The organism is Arthrobacter sp. GCM10027362 (assembly GCF_042679445.1).
Classification (GTDB): domain Bacteria; phylum Actinomycetota; class Actinomycetes; order Actinomycetales; family Micrococcaceae; genus Crystallibacter.
In genome coordinates, this window is sequence record NZ_JBHTML010000073.1 from 1 (window position 1) to 18,183 (window position 18,183).

Here is an 18,183-nt window from a genome sequence, read left to right on the forward strand (position 1 = left end):
TCGGGCGTGACCACGTCCATGATGACGCCGCCCTTCAGCATCTCGGCCATGCCGCGCTTGACCCGGCTGCTGCCGGTGATGCTGTCGATGCCTGTTGGCTGTGCTGATGCCTCATACATTCGTGATCCTTAAAGAGGTGGGGTGTGGGTGAGCTGGAAAGGCTCGTCTGTGCGCCGTGCTGAACGGTCGCCGCGGGAAGCTGCGTTCGGGATGCGCGGGGGTAGCTGGGGTCTGACGGGCCGTGCTAAGGAATGGCCTCCACAACCCCGGGTCCTTCGTAGGCACCGGCTCTGTTTCCTGCCAATTGATTCTCTTCCCGTTCCGAATGCGGATGCTCTGGATGTGGGTATTGGGGCTCAATCTTGGACGGGCTCGGGTGTTCCTGGCCGTGCCCGCTGCGCGGCGCGGTTATAAGGGGTCGGCTGCGCTGTTTCCGGCAGGTGTGCCCGGGACCTGGGCCGGGGTCCCGTTCTTCGTCTTCGCATCATCGGACGATGTGCAGTGGCTGTTGGCCTGAGGCCAGGCGGTGCAGCTGCTCGATGGTCAGATCGGTGGCCAGGCGCATGAACTGGTCGGTGTTGCCGCCCATGTGCGGGGTGATGAGACATCCGGGCATGTCCCAGAGCGGGTGGTCGGACGGCAGCGGTTCGGGGTCGGTGACGTCGAGGGCCGCCCGGAGCCGGCCGGAGCGCAGCTCGCTGATGAGCGCGGCTGTATCGACGACGGGACCGCGTCCGATGTTCACCAGCAGGGCCCCGTCCCGCATGCGGCTGAGAAAGGCCGAGTCTATGAGCCCCGCTGTCGAGCTGTCGTGGGGAAGCGTCACGACGACAACATCGGCCTGGGGCAGGAGGCCGGGCAATTCCTCCGTTCCATGGATCCGGGTCCCGGTGTCCAAGGTACGTGCGTGAGTGGCCACGGGGATGACTGCCGCTGGCCGGAAGGGTTGCAGGCGGGCGATGACCTCCCGGCCGACCCCGCCATGCCCGAGGACGAGGACGACCGAACCGTGAAGCGAGGTGGTCCAGAGTGGAGCCCATTCCCGTTGGCGCTGCTGCTCTACCGCGGACGGCAGGTCACGCAGCGCCGCCAGGATAAGGGCGATGGCATGCTCGGCAGCGGCGTCCTCCACGGCGCCGCGGGAGTTGCTGAGGGTGACATCGGGCGGGAGGTGCTCGAGTACCCACTCGTATCCGATCGACAGCAGGTGCACGTGGCGCAGCCCGGGGATGCGGCCCGCCCGGGCACGCCGGGCGTGGTCTCGGGGCCTCTCCGTGACCAGGACGTCGGCCGGGGGTGCCTCCAAGGGGTCGTCGTTGATGTGCCAGATGATGGGTTCTACCTCCGGTCCGCGGATGTCATCTGCGAGGCGGGCTGAAGGGACGAGAACGCGTAGGACCAAGGTTTTTCCTATCCGGAGGTGCCGCGCCGCGGCGAATGCCGCCGGGCTTTGTACTGCGGTTGAACGCATTGTTTGAGGGCCATTCTGTAAACTGTTTACAGCTTAAAGCAAGGCCGTGACGCATTGAGGCAGGAGTTTACTGATGGACAAGGTCGACACGTTGCCGCTGGGTGAGCGGGTAGTGGCTGAGCTCAGGCACTCAATCCTGAGCGGGGAGGTTGCCCCCGGGGCAATCCTTCCGGAAACCGAACTCGCCGCGCGCCTCGGGGTCAGCCGGGGGCCGGTCAGGGACGCCCTGAACGTGCTTGCGCGGGAGGGCCTCATCGACTCGAGGCCCAACCGGCGCGCACGGGTAGCCGTTCTTGGTTTGCGTGACATAGAGGAGATCTACAGCCTGCGGCGGTCCCTTGAGACCCTGGCCGCACAGCGTGCCACAGGCAATGTCACGGATGCCGATCTGGGGAGGATGCGCAAAATCCTCCGGGAGATGGATTCGGCGCTGGGCCGTCAGGATGTGGTGAAGGTCAGCCATCTCGATGCCAGCTTCCACGACTGCATCTACGAGGCCTCGCGCCATGACCGGCTGTACCGGGCCTGGAGTGACATCCGTTCACAGGTCACCCTGTTTCTCGTCTCCCGCAATACGGCGGCGGCGACCTCGCGCGAAATTGTGATCGGCGAGCATGAGGCCCTGCTGGAAGCGCTGACCGCACGGAACGCGGACCTGCTGGTCCGCCTGACCGACGAGCATCTGCTGGGGGCCTACGAGCGGCTCCGCGATTCCATGATCCTCTCCTCACGCGCAGGCGCCTGACCGGCCGGCCCTGCCCTGGAAAACCGACAACTTTCCTCCCGTCCTGGCTAGGAGTCTGAGAGACCGCCGAGCATTTCTGTTAACACTTTTAGCAAATCTGTAGACAGTTTACAGGCCGATGTGGCAGAGTTCACCTAGTCGCCGATCACTAGAAGACAAGGCAGATGAGATGAACGACAAGCACACCCATTCCGCGCCGAGTTCCCGTGTCCGGACCGCCGGCATCGATAACCGGGCTGATGGAGGCTCGGCCCGCGAGGCGGACAGGGCACTCCTTGCCTGCACCGGTCCCACCACCCTGGACACCACGCACTTCGATACCGTTCGCTTCCCGGCGCCGGCCTGGGCTGCCGAGCGCTTTGCGGCTGCGGCCGCGGACGGGGCCCTGGCCTACACGACGTATCGGGGCAGCGACGACGTGCGGGAAAGTCTCGCCGGGCCGCTCAGTGCGTGGCTCGGTTTCGACGTTGACCCGCTGGAGAACATTCTGTTGACGCCGGGGACGCAGGCGGGGTTGTTCACCACCCTGGCCGGCCTGGTCGACCCGGGGGACCGTGTGGCCGTCATGGATCCGGATTACCTGTTCAGTGAGCGGATTCTGACATTCCTCGGAGCGCAGATCACGCATATTCCCCTGCGGGGCCGGACCGGCGAGGACGGCGGGCTCGCGCCGGATCTGGACCGGCTTGAGGATGCCTTCCGCGCCGGCGTGCGGTTGTTCGTGTTCTCCCACCCGAACAACCCGACCGGCGCCGTCTACCCGAGAGAGGTTCTGGAGGGCATTGCCGCCCTGGCGATGCGCCATGATGTCACGGTCCTGGTCGATGAGCTTTACGGGCGGCTGGTATACGAGGGCACGCCCTTTGTGCACCTGGCTTCCCTGCCGGGGATGCGCGACCGCACCATCACCTTGCTGGGACCGTCAAAGACCGAGTCCCTCAGCGGCTACCGGCTGGGCATCGTCGTCGCACCGGACCGCATTCTGGCCGCCGCCGAAGACGTCCTCTCCCTGACCGCGCTCCGGGCGCCCGCCTATGCTCAGCACGTTCTGAAGGGCTGGCTCGTCGATGACGTGGACTGGATCGCGGACCGCGTCCAGCAGCTGCACGGGCTGCGCAGCCTGACCATCAAGCATTTCAGCCAGCTCCCGTGGGTGGGACTGGCACCGCAGCAGGGCACCGCGTACCTGTTTCCCGACGTCAGTGCCCTGCAGCTGCCCGACCGGGTCATTTCCGAAGCCCTTGCTACCCGGGCCGACGTGCTCATCAGCCCCGGCTACCAGTTCGGGCCCTCGGGGACCGGACACTTCCGGGTCTGCTACGCGCGCGACGAGGAAGTCTGGGACCGCGCGCTGGGACGGATCGTGGATGTCCTCGACGACCTCTACCGCAGGGGTGCGGCGGCATGAATACGGTAAGAAGTGCACAACGCATAGCGGTCTCGACCACCGCCGCCCCGCAACCGGCCGGCACCTACAGCCAGGCAGTCATCGCCGGCGGCACCCTCTACATCTCCGGGCAGACCCCGCGCCTGCCGGACGGGCGCCGCTGCACGGACGAGCCGTTCGCGGTACAGGCGGGGCTGACATTGGCCAACGTCGATGCCCTCGCGGCAGCGGCCGGGACAAGCCTGGCCGCCGCTGCCTTCGTCACCGTCTATCTGCGCGACCCCGGTTCCCAGGCCGCAGAGTTCGACGCCATCTACCGCGACCTGCTTGGCCCCTCTGCCACGTTGCCGGCCCGTGCAGTGGTCCAATCCAACCTGCCCCACGGAGAGATCGAGGTCACCGCGGTGATTCCGGTACAGGATCGGGAGGATCACCGTGCTCTATGACGTCGTGGTCGTCGGGGGCGGGCTGACCGGAAGCTTCACCGCCCGGTCGCTGGCCGCACGAGGCAGGTCGGTCCTGCTGCTCGAGGCCCGCCCGCTCGGACACACCGAAGGCAGCTCCCACGGCACGTCCCGCATCTTCAGGCGCGCGCACCCCGATCCGCTCTACGCCGAAATGGCCAGCCGGTCCCTGCGGCTGTGGCGGCAACTGGAATCCGAGTCCGGCGCCGTCCTGCTGACGATGACCGGCGGCCTCGACTACGGCCGGGACCGCCGGCCGGCCGAGCTGCACGAAGCCGTGCGCGCCAACGGCGTGGCCTGCGAACTGCTGAGCCCGGACGCAGCGGCCGAACGTTTCCCTGGAATGCTGTTTCCCACGGACGTGCTCTTTCATGCCGACGCCGGATACCTTGACCCCGGGGCCGCCATCGAAGCAGCACTGGCTGCCGCAAAGAAGGACGGAGCCGACATCAGGATCGGCAGCGGCAGCACGGTCGAAGCCGTCCAGGAACAGAACGGGAACGTCGTCGTGCACACTCCCGACGGGAAGCACACCGGCCGGCATGTCGTCCTTGCCGCCGGCCCGTGGCTGCCGGAACTCCTGCCCAGGACCCTGCCCACGGTTCCGGTGCCCAGGCTCACCGTAACCGAACAGAACGTCTTCCACTTCGCTCAAAGAGACCCCAACCGTCCCTGGCCGGTACTGGTCTGCAAACACGACACGCAGTTTTTCGGCCTTCCCTCCGGTGCCGATGGAGGACCCACGCCTGCCCTCAAACTCGGCCGGCACGATCCGGGCCCGGCGACGAGCCCGGCCCGCCGTTCCGGCGTTCCCGATCCGGGCACCCGGCACCTGATCGAGAGCTTCGTTGAAAACTGGATGCCGGGCCTGGTCCCGGAACCCGTACGGGAAGATACCTGCCTCTACACGCGTACCGGCAACGAAGACTTCGTCCTGGACCGCCGCGGGTCTGTAACCATCGCCTCGCCGTGCTCGGGACAGGGGGCGAAATTCGCGCCGGCGCTCGGCGAATTAATCACTGACATCGCCCTGGACGCAACAGCGACGCCGACACGCTTCGCGCTCTCCTCGCATACCTGACCCAGCCGTCCCAAGGACGCCCGCCCGGACAAGGCCGTCGCGGCGGGACGTTCCTCGAAACAGCTCCTTACTTAATCAGAGAGGATTCACCTCGCAATGACACCAGTATGGAATAGCCTCTTCACCCGGAACCGGGGCAACCGGCCTCCGACACCCTGCCGCACAACGGTGGAGGAATCATGACCTTCACAGCATGGGACCTCCTGGTCGATGCCGGTTTCATCTGCGCCTTGCTCATCATCGGAACCCTGCTGCGAGCGAGGTTCCGGCTCGTGCAAACAATGCTCTTGCCCGCCAGCATCATCGCCGGCGTCCTGGGACTGGCCCTCGGGCCCAACGGGGCCGGTGTGCTGCCCTTCTCGGACAATCTGGGATCCTACGCAGGCATTCTCAACGGCGTTGTATTCGCAGCCCTCCCGCTGACCGGCTCGTTCGCGTTCCGCGGCCAGCTGCGCGCGGCCAAAGTCATGTGGTCCTACTCGGTCTCGACCTACGTACTGCAGTGGGGCCTGGGCCTGCTCATCACGGTCGCAGTGCTCGGTCAGTTCTTTGAGCTGCCCAACGGATTCGGTCTGCTTCTTGCCGCCGGCTTCGTCGGCGGATTCGGCACCGCCGCAGCCGTTGGCAGCACACTGGGCGAGGCAGGGTGGGACGAGGCGACCTCCCTCGGCTTCACATCGGCCACCATCGGCGTCCTGGTGGGCGTAGTCGGCGGCCTCATCCTGGCAAGGTGGGGCGTCAAAAAGGGCCTGGCCGGAGTGGCCGGCTCCCTCGCAGACCTGCCGGAACACATGCGCACAGGACTCGTGCGCAATGCCAAGGACCGGGACCCGATCGGCCATGGCACGGTGTCCGAGAGCTCGCTTGATCCCCTGACACTGCACATCGCCCTGATCGCCGCCATCACAGCCGCCGGATACCTGGGCGGCCTCGGCCTGGAAATGCTCTTCGACGTCAAGGTGCCCCTCTTCGCCACCGCATTCATCAGCGGTCTGATCGTGCGGTTGGTGCTCGACCGGATGCCTGCACGCCACTACGTCGACGGCACCACCATGAAGAGCATCTCCGGCACGGCCACAGACCTGCTCGTCACCGTCGGCATCGCATCAATCGTGCCGAGCATCGTGGTCTCCTTCGCGCTGCCTCTGGCCTTGCTGCTGATCTTCGGCGTCATCTACTGCGTCCTGATGTTCCGCTACCTCACACCCAGAATGTTCAGCCAGCGGTGGCTGGAACGCGGATTGTTCACCTGGGGATGGGCAACCGGGGCCGTGGCCACCGGCATCGCGCTACTCAAAGTCGTCGACCCCAAGTCGACCAGCGGCACAATGGAAGAGTTCGGCCTGGCATACATCGGCTTCAGCCCCGTCGAAATCATGATGGCCATCGTTGCCCCGTTCGCAATAATCGCCGGCCTTACCGGCCAGTTCATTGCAGCAACCCTCATCCTCGGCACAGGCCTGGTCGTGCTTACCTTCGCCCGGCGCTGGCACGTCAGCCCAAGCAGCGAGGAAGTAGGCGCAGCCCAATCAGGCTGAGCCATTTCCGGACAGCACGAGTTGGACAACCCAGATCAACCTCGAAAACGGTGCCCGTCGGTGGAAGCGAACTCCTCCACCGACGGGCACCGTTGCCGTCGTATGCGACTCCTTCGGTCAAGGTCCCAAACGGTCATCACCAACTTCTCGCGTCAGGGGGCGCCGATAACAGCGCATATGACGTGCCCGCACAGTCATCCCAAGGACACGCAGCCACCGGCCCCAACCCCTATTTTCGGAAAAATGTTCCATGACGCACCACGTCCGCAAGATCACCCTCAAGGCAGCTGCCGGAACCGGGTGGGATGCCCTCCAGGAACAGCTGGACACCGCCCATGAAGAAGTCCGCTCCCTGGCCGTGTCCGGCGGACGGCACGAAATACTCATCACCCGGCACCGCCACGATGCCTATACTCTCGCCGTCAGTCCCGAGGTTCCCTACGGCATGACCTACGAGCGGGACGACCCGGGAACACCCTGAAATACCCGCCCTGCCACACCCGCACCTCACCGAGACCTGGCGGCGCCTGGAACGGCCCCGCCGGAGACGGATGCCTCCGCCACGGGCCACGCCGGCATTGCCCCTGCCGGTGTTTCCCGGGCGTCCGTTCCGCCGGTTGCCGCCGTCAGCCGCGCCGGGTCCGGACCCCATCCCCCTGCAGGGTCCGGCGCCGGCCAAAGCATTGCCTTCCACGAGAGCCCGGCCCCATCAAAGACACACCCCGGATACGCGATCCGCAACAGCCGCCGCATCGGGAGGAACCTCATGTCAAACCAATCCGCACCGGGTACCGCCATCGCCGACCGTCCCGGGTGCTCGTCGGCCTCCTGGCCAAATTGCCTTCCGGGCAGGGCCTGCCTACAGTTGCGACCCGTTTGCCGGCAGCTACCGCAAATACACCGACCTGTACGGGGTCCGCCACAGCATCCTCGAGAACGGCACCGGCCTGATCGATCTGGTCCTCAAACACCCGAAGCCACCGGGCTGCTCTGCGACTACATCGAAAGCGGACGCCACAACGGCCCCGACGGACTCCGCCGCGCCGTGCTGAACAGCTCAGTCATACTCCGTCGACAGCGTCCCGCCGGCACCGCGGTACCAGAGAAAGGAACCCCTGGCGGGACCGCCCCCGGCCGGCCAGGGCTGTTGACGAAAGCAGCCGGCACCGTACCCGGCCGCAATGTCCTTGCACCGCCAGCCGCACACAGTCACGGCTACCGGCGGCAGTGTGTGCGCGGTCATTGCCGGCGCAGATGGACTGCCCCCGCCCGTTAGGTGGGGCGATCCGGAACGTCTCCCGCTGTTCCAGGACCGGGAATTTCGGGCTCGATAGACTGTTTGCTGGTTGTCTTTTTGTCCCCACCGCTTGGAGTGTTCGATGCCGTCTGCCTTGCGCCCCATGCCCATCGGCGACACCGGCGGTTCCATTGTGAACCTGCGCGAACATAACCTGTCCCGGATCCTGGCGGCGCTGGTTTCGTCCGGCCCGCTGTCCCGGGCCGAGCTCGCCTCGCGCTGCGGCCTGGGTGTGACGGCGCTGACCAAGCTGATTGCCGACCTGCGTGAACGGGACCTGGTCGTCGAAGCCGCCGAGGTCGCCGCGCCGGGCAGGGGCCGGCCGACCAGCCCGATCGCGCTGGCCGGCCACCGCTGGGCGGTAGCCGGGCTGATGCTCGACCGGCGGTCGATCGGCATGTCCGTCGGCACTCTCGACGGCACGGTCCTCAGCTTCGAGGAGCTCCCCGTGCCGGACGGCACGGACGGCATCGAGGCCTACCTGCCCCACCTGGCGGCGGCCCTGGAGCGGGCGGTCGGGATCTGCCATGCCGGCGGCCGCCAGCTCCTCGCCGTCGAGCTCGGTATTGCGGGAGCGGCGGACAGCGGCGCGGGGGAAGTGGTCCGCTCCATCGTGAACGGGTGGTCACGGTTTCCACTCCGGGACACCGTCCACGGCATGCTCGGCGCGCTGCCGCGGGGGGTGGCCGGAACCGTCCTGGTGAACCTGGACCGCGAGACCAATTATGCGATGCTGGCGCGGATCCACCGGTCCGGGCCTGAGGCCCGGGAACGTACGGTGGCCTATTTGGGCGGACGGTATGCGGTCAGCGGCGGCATCTTCAGCCGGTCGACGGTGGAACACGGTTCCTCGGGCCTGGCCGGCGAGTTCGGACACGTGGTCGTGGACCCGACGGGGCGGCAGTGCTGGTGCGGACGCCGCGGCTGCGTCGAAACCAGGCTGGGACTGGCCGGACTCTACGAGCGGTGCTCGGGCCGGGAGGGGTACGGCAGCCTGGCCGCGCTGGCAGCGAAGCGCGGCCGCATGCTCGACGAGCTGCTGGCCCGGGCGGACGAAGGCGATTCCCTGGTCCTGTCCCAACTCGGCGAAGCCGGCCGCTGGCTGGGCATTACCGTCGACACCGTGGCGGCGGTGATCAATCCACAGGACTTTATTGTGGACGGATACGTCGCCCGCCTGCGTCGATACGTGGAACTTCCGGCCCGCCGGCAGCTGGACAGCATCGGTGCCCTGCCCTCCATCTCCGCGCTCCGCCTTCGCTTCGAAGACGGCAGCGAACAGCCCCTGCACCGGGGCATGCTCCTGGCCGCCGCCCAGGCAGTAGTCGCAGAACCGTCCATCGCCGCTACCTGACCTCCGGCGTCCAAGGCCTGGCAGCCGCGACGGGCTGACCTCGGCCAATGCAACAATGAAGTTTCACTCGACATAATCCACGCCGTGAAATAATATTGCCTGTGACCCGGGACACCGCGGTGTCTCCGAAACCTGCTACTTTCCCTCTTTCCTCGGCGCGAGCCGGAGGAGCCTCTGCAAAGGAACATCCATGTCCAGCAACCAGCAGACGACAACCGCACCCGGGAGAAGCCCGGAGACGAATCCTGCGTCCACTCCGGCGCCGCAGCAGTGGTCGGCCCGCCAGCTGCGCTCCCGCCGCCCCGTACTGGCGGCCATGATCTGCGTGGCCCTGGTCGGCGCCCTGCAGGGGGTGGATCCGGCGCTGCACTCGGTGGCCATGCCGCAGGCCGCCAAGGAGCTGGGCATGGATCCGGCGGCCGCGTCCTTTATCAAGAGCATCGGCACCATAGTGCTGGCCGCGAGCATGCTCGGCGTCGGGATTGTCGGCGACCGGCACGGCCGGCGCAAGGCGCTGGTAGCCGGAACCCTGCTGATGGCGGTGGCCGCCGTCGTCACCGCCACCGCCGCCAGTCCCCTGGTCTTCGGCCTGGGCCGGGCCATGATGGGTCTGGCCACGGCCACCTCGTTCGCCATGTGCCTGGCCTTCATCCCCACCCTGTATCCCAGGGAGCAGCTGCCCAAGGCCTTCGGTCTCTTCTTCGGCGCCGGTGCCTCGTTGATCGTTGCCTCTACTGCCCTGTCCGGGACCATTCAGGGACTGTTCGGCTGGCGGGCGACCTACCTGGCCACCGCCGCCCTGTGCCTGGTCCTGGGCCTGGCCGCCTGGCAGCTGCTGCCCGAAAACCGCGCCGCCGTGCTGCGGCGGTTCGACGCCCCCGGCGTCGCCCTGGCCGGCGCGGGACTGGTGGCCCTGGTGTACTCCATCGGCCGCGCCTCCGCCCTGGGCTGGGGCCACCCGCTGGTGCTCGGCGGACTCGGTGTGGCCGCGGTGATCCTGGCGGCGTTCACCGTCTGGGAGCTGCGCTGCCAGCATCCTGCGTTCCCGGTCGAACTGTTCCGGCTTCCCGGCTTTACCGCGGCCTGCCTGGCCGGCGTGCTGTTCAACTGGGCCGACGCCTCCCTGCTGGGGCAGTACCCGGCCCTGGCGCTGCCGGCCGGAGTGCCGGCCGCGGCCGTCTCGGTGATCGTGGCCCTGATGTACTTCGGCATGATCTGCGGCGCCCCCGCGGCCGGGCTGGCCCAGAACCGCTTCGGACTGAGCAACCGCACCATGTTCACCTCCGGCCTGCTGCTGTGCGCGGCCGGACTGGCCATCCAGGTCCTGCTGCAGAACCCGCACGACCTGCTGCTGCCGGCGGCCGGCCTGTTCGTTGTCGGCTTCGCCGTGATGTGGATGCAGAATCCCCAGAGCGCGGTCATCATGGGCTCGGCACCGGCGGACCAGCTCGGCGCAGTGGGCGCCGTCAAACCCGCCGTCGGGCAGTTTGGCTTCGGCCTCGGTTTCGCCCTGGCCGGCCCCATCGCCGGCATTTTCACCTCCGGCCCGACCCTGACCGCCCACGCCTACGGCCTGGGCCTGGCCACCCAGGCGGCCTTCTTCATCCTGGCCGCCGGCCTGGTTTTCGTACTGCTCAAGCCCCGCCCCGCCGCCTGATCCGGAAAGGACCCCATGCAGGCCACCACCGTCTTCACCAACGCCACAATCCACACCGTCGACGCGGAATTCACCACCGTCCAGGCCATGGCCCTCGCCGGCAGCCGCATCCTGGCCACCGGCAGCAACGAGCAGATGCTGGCCCTGGCCGGACCGGACACCGAGGTGCGGGACATGGCCGGCCGGACCATCCTGCCCGGCTTCGTCGAGGCCCACGGTCACCCCACCGCCGAAATGAACTTCATCGGCCCCGACGCCGTCGACATCCGTGCCTCCGTGTGCGGCAGCGCCGAGGCCGTGCTGGAAAAGCTGCGCGAGGCCGTCGCCGCCGCCGAGCAGGCCGGCCCGCAGGCCTGGGTCGCCGCCTTCGGCTGGGACCCCCTGCTGCTGCCGGAGCTGCCCCGGATCAGCGGCGCCTTCCTCACGGGCCTCTCCCCGACGGTGCCGCTGTCGGTCATGCACTATTCGGCCCACTCCTCCTGGGCCAACGAGGCTGCCCTGGCCAGGTTGGGGCTGGACCTCGGCACACCCAACCCCGGTGCTTCCGAATACCTGCGCGATCCGGCCGGGAACCTCACCGGCAAGGCCCTGGAGCTGCCGGCCGCCATGATCCTCATGGGCCCGGCCATGGACGCCGGACCGGAGAAGTTCTCCGACTTCCTGGACCACGAGCTGCACCGAATGGCCGCCGCAGGGGTGACCACCACCGGGGACCTGGCCTTCCACCCGGACTCCTACCCGCTCATGCAGCAGTACCAGCGGGAACGCACGGCCCCGGTGCGCATCCGCTCCTACGAAATGTCCGGCATCCGCCCCGGGATCCCCGCCCCCGGCACGGAAGACCTCGCCGGCGTCGACCCGGCCCTGTTCCGGCCCGTCGGCGTCAAGGTCTGGACCGACGGCTCACCCTGGGTGGGCAACATCGAAACCAGCTTCGGGTACGAAGACAGCCCCGCCACCGCCAGCATCGGCGTTCCTGCCGGGCACCGTGGCTGCTCCAACTACTCGAAGGAACAGCTGTTGGACATCTGCCGCAGCCACTACGGCAAGGGGTGGCAGATGGCCTGCCATGTCCACGGCGACATCGCCGTCGACATGGTGCTGGATGTCTTCGAGCAGGTCCGGCAGGAATTCCCGCGGGAAGACACCCGGCTGCGGATGGAACACTGCGGCACCATCACCCCGGAGCAGGTCAGAAGGGCACACTGGCTCGGCGCCACCATCTCCTTCTTCGTGGCCCATATCCATTTCTACGGCGACATCCTGCTCGAACTGTTCGGGGAACGCGCCGCATCCTGGACACCGGCCGGAGCGGCAGCCGAAGCAGGCATGCGCTTCTCCCTGCACAATGACCCGCCGGTCACCCCGGAATCCCCCCTGCTGAACATACAGGCCGCCCTGACCCGGCAGTCCCCCTCCGGCAGAATCCTGGGCCCGGAATTCAGGATCGGGATCGAAGCCGCCATCCGCGCCCAGACCATTGATGCGGCCTGGCAGCTCTTCTCAGACCCTGAAACCGGTTCCCTGGAACCCGGAAAACTGGCCGACCTGGTCGTCCTGGACGCGGACCCCGTACAGCTTCCGGCCGAAAAGGTCGGCAGCATCAGAGTCCTGGAAACCTGGACCGGCGGACGGCAGGTCCACACCGCGGCCGAGGCCGCCGTCTCCGCCCACAGCTAGAACCTGCGCCACCCTCTGTGGAAGCGGCCCGGACAGAACCACCACCAGAAAGACCTCCATGCCCGCCTCACCGGCCCCCCAAACAATCACCGCCTCCACCGCCGACGAAGCAAACACGCTGCTGAACATCGTGGTCGAGGAATTCCAGCACCTGGCCCGGCAGGACCCCGGCTGCGGCATCCTCGTCACCAAAACAGGACCCGGACAGTTCACCGTCGAACTCAGCGAACACGTCCCCTACGGCCTCACCCTGCAGGCCGTCGTCTGATTAGCACGGAAGCTGCCTATGACCTTGTCCCAAGAGCCGCTCCCCCACCGCGCCGCCAAGACCTGAGAACGTATGCATTCGGCTAAATGACGACTGCTCCCTGAACCCAAGCTTTAACGCGGCTCGTTCGCTTCGCCTCGTGGCGATGGAGCCCTGGGCTTTATTCAGTCGTGCACGCAACTAGTTGTCATACTCGCGGTTATCGGCATTGTCGAAGAAACTGCGGCGCGGCGGGGGCCGGGACCGCTGATGCATTCTGGATGAGGCAGAGCCTTCCCGTGCGGCGTCTGTCCGTTTCGAGGGTCTCGCCGTGAGTTTGCGGGGTGTGGGCCGTCCGGTGGGCAGGACGTCCTCGCCGAACCGGTCCTTATGTCGTCGCTGCGGCCGGTGATCCGGCCGGCGGGGATGAACGAAGCCTTCCCCGTACCGGGATGTTTCGGGGCTGGGGCGGTTACCGGGTTGGTGGTGTGTTGCGGATGCTGCAGGAAGGCGGGTCTTGGTGGCGGCGAGCCGGTAGGACCGCCGCGCGTCAGACTTAATGGCAGGCGGTCCTGGGTGTCGTTCCTTGAACTGCGCCGATGGTGCCCCGATTTCACGCATCAGGGCCGGGAAGGGGCCGCGGCGCGGGTGGCGGTCGTACCGGAGACCGGGCCGACGGTCCGGGGACTTGATCCCCACCCCGCAGACCGGCCGCCGGAGTACCGCTGACCTGCACCGGGAGGGTAGACTGCCACCGTCTCCGTGTCGTACTGGATAGGGACGATATGAAGCTGAGCCGGCGCCTGAGATCAGGTCTCGTCATCCCGCCGGGCGGGGTTCCCGCCGCCTACGAGCATCTGAAGAAGTTCCAGGCCCTGGCCGAGGAGCACGGCGACCGTGCCGCCGGCACCTCCGGGTACGAGGCCGCGGCCCGGTACGTCGAACACCAACTCGCCAGCGCCGGCTATCGCAGCACACGCCAGTACTTCACCTTCAAACACCGCGGCGAGCAGATCGAGACCTTCAACATCCTCGCCGAGACCGCATCCGGCAGCGACGAGAACGTGATCATGCTCGGGGCCCACCTCGACGGGGTACCGGGCTGTCCGGCGATCAATGACAACGGCTCCGGGGTGGCGGCCGTGCTGGAGGCCGCCAAAGCGCTCGGCCGGCAGGAGGGTCTCAGCAACAGGGTGCGCTTCGCCTGGTGGGGGGCCGAGGAGTACAAGAAGGAGTACGGGTCCCGGCACTACGTCAAGCACCTGGCCAAGAGCGACAGCGCGGCACTCGACAGGATCGCCGCCTACCTGAACTTCGACATGATCGCCTCGCCCAACCCCATCATCGCGGTCTACGACGCACGGGACCCCAAGCCCCATCACGACGTGCCCGAAGGTTCGAGGCAGATCATGGACGTCTTCACCGACTACTTCGACACCCACGACCAGCCCTGGGTCGCCACCGATTGGGACGAGGACTCGGATCAGTTGTCATTCGTCAAGAAGGGTGTCGCCGTGGGCGGGCTGTACACCGGAGACGACCAGAAGAAAACCACCAAGCAGGCCCGCCTCTTCGGCGGCACCGCCAAGCGGCCCTGCGATCCGAACTACCACCGGCCAGGCGATGACCTCAGCAACGTCGATCTGGAGGCGCTGAGCCTGATGACCGACGCGATCACCCACGCCGCCACCCGCCTGGCCCACGATCACAGCGCCCTCAAGCCAGCACGGCACCGTAGAACCCCTCCCCAAGGATCGGGGTGAGCCGGACTGCCGCGGCCACAGGGGGCGACCTCATCGCCGGGACGATCGTGCTCACGGCGCAGATCGCGCCGAAGTCCCGGACCCATGTCCCAGGCACCGGTCCAGGGAAACGCCAACCGCTGCTGAAGCTTCCGTTCGCGTGCGCCGGTTCGGCTGCGATCCCGGAGTGGGCTCCCTAAGATGTTTCCGTTCTGAAGATACGGACGCACATCGCACTCCGACGCCGACGCCCGCGGCGAGGGCCGGCCTGTCGGCCGGTTGTGGCCGGCGGCATTGAACCCACGCGACAGCGCGAGGCCTGATGGCGCCACCAGGACTAAACCGCGGACCGTAGCGTCATCGCACGACGGCGGCGATCGCGCCGATCTCGACCAACGCGCCCGGAACGCCCGGCCCCGCGACCCGTGCCGCAGTTACGAGGGCGGGCTTATCAGACGCAAGCTCCGATGCGATCGCCTGATACCCCGCCGCGATGTCAACCCCATCGACGAACAGCACCGTCCACTGCACGGCATCCCGGACGGTCGCACCGGCCGCGGCCGGCGCCGTCCTGGCGTTCGCCAGGGCGCGGGCGGACTACGCGGCCGCGTCGCCCTCGCCTACGGCCGAGCCGTCGACATCGACCGCATTCCGGCCGCCCACCCAGATTGTGGTCGCACCGGGTGGGACGACGGCCACATGACTGAAGGCCGGACTCCGGACGAGCCGCCCTTCAGGACGGATGCGCTCGATGGATGTCACGGGCGCATGATGGCACGGACCGCCGACACGAGACACGACGCATCTCGACCTCACGTCTCTGATGGACGCCCGCAAGCCGGTCCTCACCGCGCCACTAAGACTTGGCAATTTATGCATACGGCCGAATGGCGGCTGCTCCCTGGACCGAAGTTCTATCGCGGCTCGTTCGTTCCGCCTCGGGCTGACGGAGCATTGCGTTTACTCAGTTGTCCATGCATCTAGTTGTCATACTCACGGTTATCGGCGGCTCGGCCCCTGTGATAATGCACAGGCGGCTTCGGCCTCGTGCCGGTTCGACGGGAACGGTCCCGCTACGGCGTTCACCGGCAGTCCTCACCGCAGTTTCCGGCCCAGGGCAGCAAATCCCGGTCCGGTCGGTGTGGGAGGATTGCCGGCCGGCGGTCTTCCCACACCCTGCGGCCGGAGGACCCTGTGCGTCAGTGCATGCGTTGCTCTTTGGCTGCGGCCCGGACTGTGGCCGCCTGGTCCTCCTTGCGAAACGACCGGCTGGAGGTTTCGCGCATCAGGAAGACGGCGATCAGCGCGCCGGCGGCAATGGTGGTCAGGTAGATTGCCGGAGCCATCTTGTTGCCGGTCGGCGAGATCAGCCCGGTTGCCGCGAAGGGGCGGTGCCGCCTACGTCTACGTCGATGCGCTTCATCGCGCCTCCTTTCCGGGGGCTGTAAGCCCGAGCTGGTTTTCTGCGGATGTGCGAAGTGTCCGGCAACGTGACCCGGGTTACAATGTTGCTTTTAAATCGATATAGTTGCTGAAGAAGCAACAGGCAAGGTTTTGGTGCAGCTTTACGATGGCTGCAAGGAGCAGTCTCCCCGCAGGCGGACAAGGGACCGGGCGGAAGACCTGGGAAAAGAAGAGGTGGCGTATGGCGGGCAGGCCGCGGCAAGGCAACGAACAGACCCAGGGCGCGGCGGCGTCACTGCTCAACGGCCTGGCCGTGCTGGAAGCGTTTTCCGTCAGCCAGCCGGTGCTGGGGGTGACCGAGGTTGCCGGCCGGGTGAACCTGCACAAGAGCACGGTGTCCCGGATCCTGGCCGGGCTCACCGAGGCCGGCTATGTCCAGCGGGAGGAGGAGACCGGCCGCTACCGGCTGGGCCTGGGGGTGATCGGACTCTCCGGCCCGCTGCTGGCGGATCTGGACGTGCGCCGTGCGGCGCTGCCCTACCTGGAGGGGCTGACCGAGGCCACCGGCGAGACCAGTGCGATCTCGGTCTGGAACGGACAGGAGGCCGTGGTCGTCGAGCAGGTGCCCAGCCCGCACCAGGTCAAGCACACCGCCGCCATCGGCACCCGCTACAACAAGTTCGAAAGCTCCTCGGTGCGGGTGTTCCTGGCCGAGCTGCCCCCGGCACGGGTGGCCGAGCTGATCGAGTCCGGACGCATCCTGCGCGATCCCGACGACGGGCTGCCGCAGGACGACGCGGCCCACCTGGCCAAACTGCGGGACCAGGAGTACGCCGTCAATGACGGCTACACTACGGAGGAGGAGTTCGGCATCTCCGCGCCGGTGCGCGACTACCGGGGCATGGCGGTCGGCTGCATTACCGTCTCGGCGCCGCGCGCACGGGTGCAGAAGCTGGCCAGCGCGGACCAGCTGGTGGCCGCCGTACGCAAGGCCGCAGCCGAAGTCTCGGCCCGGCTGGGCCAGCCCCAGGGCTAGCCCCGGGCACAGCAGCGGCGCAGGGCCCCTCCACCCGGTGGAGGGGCCCTGCGTTCCTTGTTCCTGCGCCTGTCGGCTGCCATGGTCAGGTATTGCAGGATAGGCAGCGCTGTTTCCCCGGCCCCGACAGTGGGCCACCGTCGGCCCGGGCCTGAAGATGCGCGGTTCCAGCCGATAGCGCTTAGCCTGCGGATCATCGGCCATGAAATCCGCACTGGCCGTGAGGATCCGCAGGGCCCGCGTCCGGATAGCAGGCTGGCTCCGGACTGTTCGGCGACCTGTTCCTGGCGGATCTTCTCCCTTGGAATCTGGGCTTTCCTGCATGATCTTCGCTCTTGCCGGCGGCGGTTTTCTTGTCACGGCTTGCCGCTGAGCAATCGGAGCTTCATGAAAACCGCACAGCCCCCACCCACCGCCGCCGACTACGCCGCCGGAGGAGGTTTTGGATGGTCAACCTATGCAATGACGCGGAAGTTTCTCTGCCGGCCGGCGGGGCTGGTGCACGGACACAGACCGGCGTAGCGTCGGTAACGGCAGAGGCGGCGACCGGCCCGAGGCTCCGTGCCGCGGCCACACCCGCACCAATCCGCTGCGAGGAACCGGCATGGCTGGATGGAATGCTGACACTGCTGCCGGGCCGCTGGGTGCCGGGACGGTGACCTTGGTGGAGGGATCGTCCTTCTGCATATCGGCGGCGAACGGGGACATCCATCCCGAGCTGCCGCACGGGGTGTTCCATCAGGACACGCGCATCCTGTCCCGCTGGAACCTGACGGTCAACGGCCAGCCGCTGGAGCCGCTGGCCGCGGAGACCAGGGAGCCCTACCGGGCGCTGTTTGTCTGCCGCGTTGCCCGCTTGGACGGCTATGCGGACAGCCCGCTGCTCGTGGAACGGCTGCGCGAGCTGGGTGCCTGCATTCAGGAGCAGGTCACGGTCCGGAACTATGGCCTGGACCCGGCCGAGTGCGTTGTTTCCCTCAGCGTAGGGTCCGACTTCGCGGACCTGTTCGAGGTGAAGGAGGCGCGGATCCAGCGGCACTGGGACGAGACGCGGCAGCCCGACGGTGGTTCGCTGACCAT

16 protein-coding genes are annotated in these 18,183 nt (G+C 67.3%); 13 read left to right on the forward strand and 3 right to left on the reverse strand.

What is annotated here, in order from left to right; all coding sequences use genetic code 11:
• Positions 1-484: 484 nt before the first annotated feature.
• Entirely contained in the window at positions 485-1,402 is a 918-nt protein-coding gene (locus ACFQ36_RS11950) for a 2-hydroxyacid dehydrogenase (RefSeq protein WP_377013887.1), read from the reverse strand.
• 142 nt (positions 1,403-1,544) lie between these two features.
• Between ACFQ36_RS11950 and ACFQ36_RS11955 the strand changes: the two genes are divergently transcribed.
• The 11 genes from ACFQ36_RS11955 (at position 1,545) to ACFQ36_RS12005 (ending at position 14,684) form a co-directional block, all read left to right on the forward strand.
• Positions 1,545-2,216, forward strand: coding sequence for a GntR family transcriptional regulator (locus tag ACFQ36_RS11955; RefSeq protein WP_377013889.1), 672 nt, complete (start codon positions 1,545-1,547; stop codon positions 2,214-2,216).
• A gap of 169 nt (positions 2,217-2,385) precedes the next feature.
• On the forward strand, positions 2,386-3,624 hold the full coding sequence (locus ACFQ36_RS11960) for an aminotransferase class I/II-fold pyridoxal phosphate-dependent enzyme (RefSeq protein ID WP_377013891.1): 1,239 nt from the start codon (positions 2,386-2,388) through the stop codon (positions 3,622-3,624).
• On the forward strand, positions 3,621-4,049 hold the full coding sequence (locus ACFQ36_RS11965) for a RidA family protein (RefSeq protein ID WP_377013893.1): 429 nt from the start codon (positions 3,621-3,623) through the stop codon (positions 4,047-4,049). The genes ACFQ36_RS11960 and ACFQ36_RS11965 overlap by 4 nt, the downstream gene beginning before the upstream one ends.
• A complete protein-coding gene (locus ACFQ36_RS11970) occupies positions 4,039-5,148 on the forward strand; it encodes an FAD-dependent oxidoreductase (protein WP_377013895.1) in 1,110 nt (369 codons plus the stop codon). Before ACFQ36_RS11965 ends, ACFQ36_RS11970 begins: the two co-directional genes overlap by 11 nt.
• 179 nt (positions 5,149-5,327) lie before the next feature.
• Positions 5,328-6,686, forward strand: a complete 1,359-nt coding sequence (locus ACFQ36_RS11975) for a sodium/glutamate symporter (protein ID WP_377013897.1) — start codon at positions 5,328-5,330, stop codon at positions 6,684-6,686.
• A 250-nt stretch (positions 6,687-6,936) separates the two neighbouring features.
• On the forward strand, positions 6,937-7,167 hold the full coding sequence (locus ACFQ36_RS11980) for a hypothetical protein (protein ID WP_377013899.1): 231 nt from the start codon (positions 6,937-6,939) through the stop codon (positions 7,165-7,167).
• An 898-nt stretch (positions 7,168-8,065) separates the two neighbouring features.
• Positions 8,066-9,337 (forward strand): ROK family protein, encoded by a 1,272-nt coding sequence (locus ACFQ36_RS11985; RefSeq protein WP_377013901.1) that lies wholly within the window; start codon positions 8,066-8,068, stop codon positions 9,335-9,337.
• 190 nt (positions 9,338-9,527) lie between these two features.
• Complete coding sequence (locus tag ACFQ36_RS11990; RefSeq protein WP_377013903.1) at positions 9,528-10,994, forward strand: MFS transporter; 1,467 nt, start codon at positions 9,528-9,530, stop codon at positions 10,992-10,994.
• Between the two features lie 15 nt (positions 10,995-11,009).
• Complete coding sequence (locus ACFQ36_RS11995; RefSeq protein WP_377013905.1) at positions 11,010-12,674, forward strand: amidohydrolase; 1,665 nt, start codon at positions 11,010-11,012, stop codon at positions 12,672-12,674.
• Positions 12,675-12,732: 58 nt separating this feature from the next.
• A complete protein-coding gene (locus ACFQ36_RS12000) occupies positions 12,733-12,942 on the forward strand; it encodes a hypothetical protein (protein ID WP_377013907.1) in 210 nt (69 codons plus the stop codon).
• Between the two features lie 764 nt (positions 12,943-13,706).
• Positions 13,707-14,684: a M28 family peptidase gene (locus tag ACFQ36_RS12005; protein ID WP_377013909.1), complete on the forward strand. Its 978-nt coding sequence runs from the start codon at positions 13,707-13,709 to the stop codon at positions 14,682-14,684.
• A gap of 336 nt (positions 14,685-15,020) precedes the next feature.
• Here the strand turns inward: ACFQ36_RS12005 and ACFQ36_RS12010 are convergent, their stop codons facing one another.
• Positions 15,021-15,248 carry a hypothetical protein gene (locus tag ACFQ36_RS12010; protein ID WP_377013917.1) on the reverse strand — a complete coding sequence of 76 codons (228 nt, stop codon included), beginning with the start codon at positions 15,246-15,248 and terminating at the stop codon, positions 15,021-15,023.
• Between the two features lie 614 nt (positions 15,249-15,862).
• Positions 15,863-16,009 (reverse strand): hypothetical protein, encoded by a 147-nt coding sequence (locus ACFQ36_RS12015; RefSeq protein WP_377013911.1) that lies wholly within the window; start codon positions 16,007-16,009, stop codon positions 15,863-15,865.
• Between the two features lie 299 nt (positions 16,010-16,308).
• Here ACFQ36_RS12015 and ACFQ36_RS12020 point away from each other — a divergent pair, with 299 nt between their 5' ends.
• Together ACFQ36_RS12020 and ACFQ36_RS12025 are read left to right on the forward strand one after the other, a co-directional pair.
• Positions 16,309-17,103 carry an IclR family transcriptional regulator gene (locus ACFQ36_RS12020; protein WP_377013913.1) on the forward strand — a complete coding sequence of 265 codons (795 nt, stop codon included), beginning with the start codon at positions 16,309-16,311 and terminating at the stop codon, positions 17,101-17,103.
• A gap of 604 nt (positions 17,104-17,707) precedes the next feature.
• A partial coding sequence (locus tag ACFQ36_RS12025; RefSeq protein WP_377013915.1) for a glycogen debranching N-terminal domain-containing protein occupies positions 17,708-18,183 on the forward strand: 476 nt, incomplete at its 3' end.